Annotated in this window: 6 protein-coding genes; 2 read left to right on the top strand and 4 right to left on the bottom strand. The window is 57.8% G+C overall.

The genetic code is table 11. From position 1 onward, the window contains the following. Nucleotides 1-1809, top strand: a 1809-nt coding sequence (locus ABJP42_RS04250) for an aminotransferase class III-fold pyridoxal phosphate-dependent enzyme (protein ID WP_348338636.1), incomplete at its 5' end; no start/stop codon positions are given. Between the two features lie 124 nt (nucleotides 1810-1933). Here the strand turns inward: ABJP42_RS04250 and ABJP42_RS04245 are convergent. Further along, nucleotides 1934-2116, bottom strand: a complete 183-nt coding sequence (locus tag ABJP42_RS04245) for a hypothetical protein (RefSeq protein ID WP_348338635.1) — start codon at nucleotides 2114-2116, stop codon at nucleotides 1934-1936. Nucleotides 2117-2253: 137 nt separating this feature from the next. Further along, nucleotides 2254-2874, bottom strand: a complete 621-nt coding sequence (locus tag ABJP42_RS04240) for a L,D-transpeptidase (RefSeq protein WP_348338634.1) — start codon at nucleotides 2872-2874, stop codon at nucleotides 2254-2256. Between the two features lie 167 nt (nucleotides 2875-3041). Here ABJP42_RS04240 and dalA point away from each other — a divergent pair, with 167 nt between their 5' ends. Further along, nucleotides 3042-3530 carry a divisome-associated lipoprotein DalA gene (gene dalA, locus ABJP42_RS04235; protein ID WP_348338633.1) on the top strand — a complete coding sequence of 163 codons (489 nt, stop codon included), beginning with the start codon at nucleotides 3042-3044 and terminating at the stop codon, nucleotides 3528-3530. Between the two features lie 73 nt (nucleotides 3531-3603). Here dalA and ABJP42_RS04230 read toward each other — a convergent pair whose 3' ends face one another. Next, the gene (locus ABJP42_RS04230) at nucleotides 3604-4128 is read right to left on the bottom strand and encodes a L,D-transpeptidase family protein (RefSeq protein ID WP_348338632.1); all 525 of its coding nucleotides are present in this window, start codon (nucleotides 4126-4128) and stop codon (nucleotides 3604-3606) included. Nucleotides 4129-4193: 65 nt separating this feature from the next. Then, nucleotides 4194-4510 (bottom strand): ion transporter (locus tag ABJP42_RS04225; protein WP_348338631.1); only part of this gene is annotated, 317 nt, incomplete at its 5' end.

The following is a 4510-nucleotide window of genomic DNA, read 5'->3' as shown; positions in this document are numbered from 1 at the left end:
CGGATCTGGCTTGGCTATTACCACGAACCCCGGCTGATCTACGCTGAACCCGCCTTTCGCAAGGGGCCTTACAAGGCCAGTAATCGGCGCACCGTGCATCTGGCCGTGGATGCCTTTGCCCCGGCTGGCAAGCCGATGTTTGCGCCACTGGCGGGCGAGGTCTTTGTGGTGGAAAACCGCAGCGGGCATCTCGACTATGGCGGCGTGATCATCCTGCGCCATGAAACCCCGGCGGGGGATCCGTTTTATACCCTCTACGGCCATCTGGACCCGGAATGCTGCGCGCAGCTTTCGGTAGGCGACAAGATCACCAAGGGCGAAGAGTTTTGCCGCCTGGGCGATGCCAGCATGAATGGCGGCTGGGCGCCGCATGTGCATTTCCAACTGGCGCTCACCACCGAAGGCATCGAAGCCGATTGGCCCGGCGTTGGCGACCCGGACGAGATGTACATGTGGCGCGCCATCTGCCCCAACCCGGCGGCGTTGCTCAACCTGCCGGATGAAAAATGCCGCTATACTCCCACCAATAAGGACGAAATCCGCCAGCATCGCAGGGATCATTTTGGCGGCAATCTGAGCCTCACCTATGCCGATCCGGTGATGCTGGTGCGCGGCTGGAAACATCACCTGTTTGACGAATGGGGTCGGCCCTATCTGGACGCCTATAACAATGTGCCCCATGTCGGCCACGCTCATCCGCGTATTCAGGCGGTGGCGGCGGATCAGCTCAAGCGGATGAACTCCAACACCCGCTACCTGCATCCGGCGCAGACCGCATTTGCCAAAAAAATCCTGTCAAAATTGCCGGACCACCTTGAGGTCTGCTTCTTTGTCAATTCCGGCACCGAGGCCAACGAGCTGGCCCTGCGCCTGGCCCGCGCTCATACCGGCGCCAAGGGCATGGTGACGCCGGATCACGGCTATCATGGCAATACCACCGGGGTGATCGATGTCTCTGCCTATAAATTCAACGCCCATGGCGGCGTTGGCCCCTCGGATTGGGTCGAGATCGTCGAGGTCGCCGACGACTATCGCGGCAGCTTTGGCCGCGATGATCCAGACCGGGCGCAGAAATTTGCCGATCTTGTGGATCCCGCAATCAAGGCGCTGCAAGATCGCGACCAGGGGGTGGCCGGATTCATCGCCGAGACCTTTCCTTCCGTGGGTGGCCAGATCATTCCGCCCAAGGGCTATCTGCCAGCAGTCTATGAAAAGATCCGTGCCGCCGGCGGGGTCTGTATTGCCGATGAGGTGCAAACCGGGCTGGGGCGTCTGGGCGACTATTACTTCGGCTTTGAACATCAGGGCGCCAGCCCGGATATCGTGGTGATGGGCAAACCCATCGGCAATGGCCATCCCCTGGGCCTATTGGTCACCACCCGAGCCATTGCAGAAAGTTTTGCCAAGGGGCCGGAGTTCTTCTCCACCTTTGGCGGATCCACCCTCTCCTGCCGCATGGGCAAAGAGGTGCTGGACATCGTTGACGACGAAGGCCTGCAGGACAACGCCCGCCGCATGGGGGCTGGCCTGATGGCCGGGCTGTCGGGACTGGAGATGAAATACCAATGCGTTGGCGATATCCGTGGCATGGGGCTGTTTCTGGGGGTCGAGCTGATCACGCCCGATGGCAGCGAGGCCACGGCGCTGTGCTCATACGTCAAAAACCGGATGCGGGATCATCGTATTCTGATTGGCAGCGAAGGCCCCAAGGACAATATCCTGAAGATCCGCCCGCCGCTGACAATCGATGCCGAGGGCGTTGAGATGATCCTCACTGCTCTGGATGAGATCCTGGCTGAGGTGGCCTAGGCCTGGCGGCTGGACAGCTTGCCTTTCAGGACTGGCTGTCCTCCATCATTCTGTTGATATGAGATCAGGGCAATAAAAAAGGCGGTGGAAAACCACCGCCTTTTTTAAATCTTATGCAGAGCAATTAGCTGCTTGCAACGGCTGCGCCAACCAGGACGAGCAGCAGCAGGGGCAGAACGATGCCGCTGGAAGAGCTGGTTGCAGCTTCTTCGATTACGACGGGCTCTACGATAGGCTCTGCCAGGTTGCCAGCAGTAGCGGTGGAAGCAGCGGCGGTCAGTGCGGCTGCGAGTACAAGTTTGTTCATGTTAACCTCCAGAATTAGCGCAGACCCAAAAAAGATCTACGCAACCAAGACTTACCTCGTGATTTTTTCTAACCAGTAAACCTTCGGAATTGCAATTGCTTGTTGCGGTTTTTCACCCTTCCTGCGCCGTCATGTCGTCAAATAAGCAACACTTGGGTACCCACCTTGGCCACCTCAAACAGCTCAGCAATATGTTCGTTATAGAGCCCAATACAGCCATTGGAGGATTTGCGGCCGATCTTGCGCGTATCGTGGGTTCCATGGATCCGATAATACTTCCATCCGAGATACAAAGCGTGTGTTCCCAATGGGTTATCAGGGCCAGGCGGAATATAGGCTGGCCACTCTGGATTGCGCTTGCGCATGTTCGGCGTCGGGGCCCAGCCTGGGCCGTCTACCTTGCGGGTAATCGAGGTACGACCCCTGCGTGTCAGATCGTCAGACAGCGGCACCGATGAGGGGAAAAGTCTGTAGTTATTCCCATCTTCAGACCAATAGTGCAAAGCGCGGCTGTCGATGTCGACAAGAATCGCTCCTTTGCGCAGGTGATCAAAGTAGGGCTGCCAGCGTTTGGCCCGAAAAGCAGAGATATTCCTCTGCACCGGCGGCTCTGGTTCAGGCGGCGGCCGCAGCGGGTCAAAGGCTTGTTCTTCAACGGGTTCTTCAGTCGCTTGCGACAGGGCGGGGGTGGCAATCATCGCGGCAGAGCCAATAAGGAACTGCCGACGGGTGCCGCCGTTAAAAGGGGTACGTGTCATCTGAAAAAATCCTGCGCGTTTCAATCCGGGCTGTGATCCATAGTATGGCCGGAAAGCCTCAGTCGCAAATCAAACCATGAGGTTTCTGTACGGATTTTCGCGGCCCTGTTTGCGCAGATGCCACAGGAAGGATAAGTGCAGGGACAAATGATGGAGTGAGAGTTGAGATGAGCCGTGTATTTTTGATCCTTTCGGCAGCGTTTTTGATGCTGGCAGCGGCCTGTACGCCCACAACTGAGTCCGGCGGCAGCTCGGCTTATCGCATTCGCAACGCCGGCAAGGTGCAACTGAGAATGCTCGATTCGGTCAACTCGCTGCGCCAGGCCTCCACCGCGCCGCAGGTACAGCTCAATGCACAGCTGAACGCCGCCGCCGCCACCCATTCCCGCGATATGTCAGTGCAAAACCGCCCCTGGCACTTTGGCTCTGATGGCTCCTCGCCTTTGGACCGGGTGGCCCGTACCGGCTATACCGGTTCCGTGCTGGGGGAAAATATCTCGGAAACCTATGAGAACGAGCTGCAGACCCTCACAGCCTGGATGGAAGATGCCAGCACCCGCGCGGTGATCCTCGACCCCAAAGCCACCAATATGGGTTTCTCCTGGTTCCAGGAGCCCAATGGAAAGATCTGGTGGACCCTGGTGATGGCCAACTAGGCCAGACTTTTCACACTGCGGAAACAGCAAAGGGGCCGATGGGCCCCTTTTTTTGGTTCAGATTTTGCCGGTATCAGGCGCGGAGCGCAATCGGCGTGCCGTCTTTGACCATGGCGTAGATCTCTTCGATCTCTTCATTGCTGACCGCGATGCAGCCTGCGGTCCAATCCGACACCCGCGCTGCGCGTTTGCGCGCCTTAGGATTATTGGGCTCGCCGTGAATAAAGATCTGTCCACCGGGCGGTTTGCCCATGGCCCTGGCCTGGGCGCGGTCTTCGGCATTGGGGTAAGAAATTCCCAATGACAGATGGTAAGAGCTGTTGGGGTTGCGCCGGTCGATGCGATACAGCCCTTCAGGGGTTTTACCATCGCCTTCGATCTGCTTGGCGCCCTGCGGTGCAAAACCAAGGTCCATCTTATATTCCCGCAGGATGTCATCACCGTGCAGCAGATAAACCTTGCGCGCGCCTTTGTTGACCACAACGCTGGTCACTTCGGGGCCGTCATAGATCTTGAACCGGCTGACCTGTCTGCGTGATCCGCAGCCCGCCACTGCCAGGCTGGCAACCGCCCCCAATCCAAATAACCGTCTGTCCATATCTCTTTCCTGTTTGGCCTGCTCGCCTTACCAGCGCCATACCCCAAAATTGGGAAAACTCAAAATCACAACTTGCTGTCTTGTGTCTTGTCTGAACCTGTATCGGCGGCTTTCCCCGCTGCAATCTGCGCCTCGATCGCCTTCAAACGCTCCAGCACCTCGTCACGGTAGGCATCGGTGCGCTCGCCTTCTTCGGCGGAATGGGCGTCCTGCATCGAATTGACGATCAGACCCACCAAAAGGTTCACCACCGCAAAAGTGGTCACCATGATAAAGGGCACAAAGAAGGCCCAGGCATAAGGATAAACCTCCATCACCGGCCGCACGATGCCCATCGACCAGCTTTCCAGCGTCATGATCTGGAACAGCGAATAGCCCGATT

It is taken from the genome of Pseudophaeobacter sp. (assembly GCF_039971195.1).
In the GTDB taxonomy this organism is placed as follows: Bacteria; Pseudomonadota; Alphaproteobacteria; order Rhodobacterales; family Rhodobacteraceae; genus Pseudophaeobacter.
The sequence above is the reverse complement of the archived record's forward strand: the minus strand, read 5'-3'. Positions and strand labels throughout refer to the sequence as shown.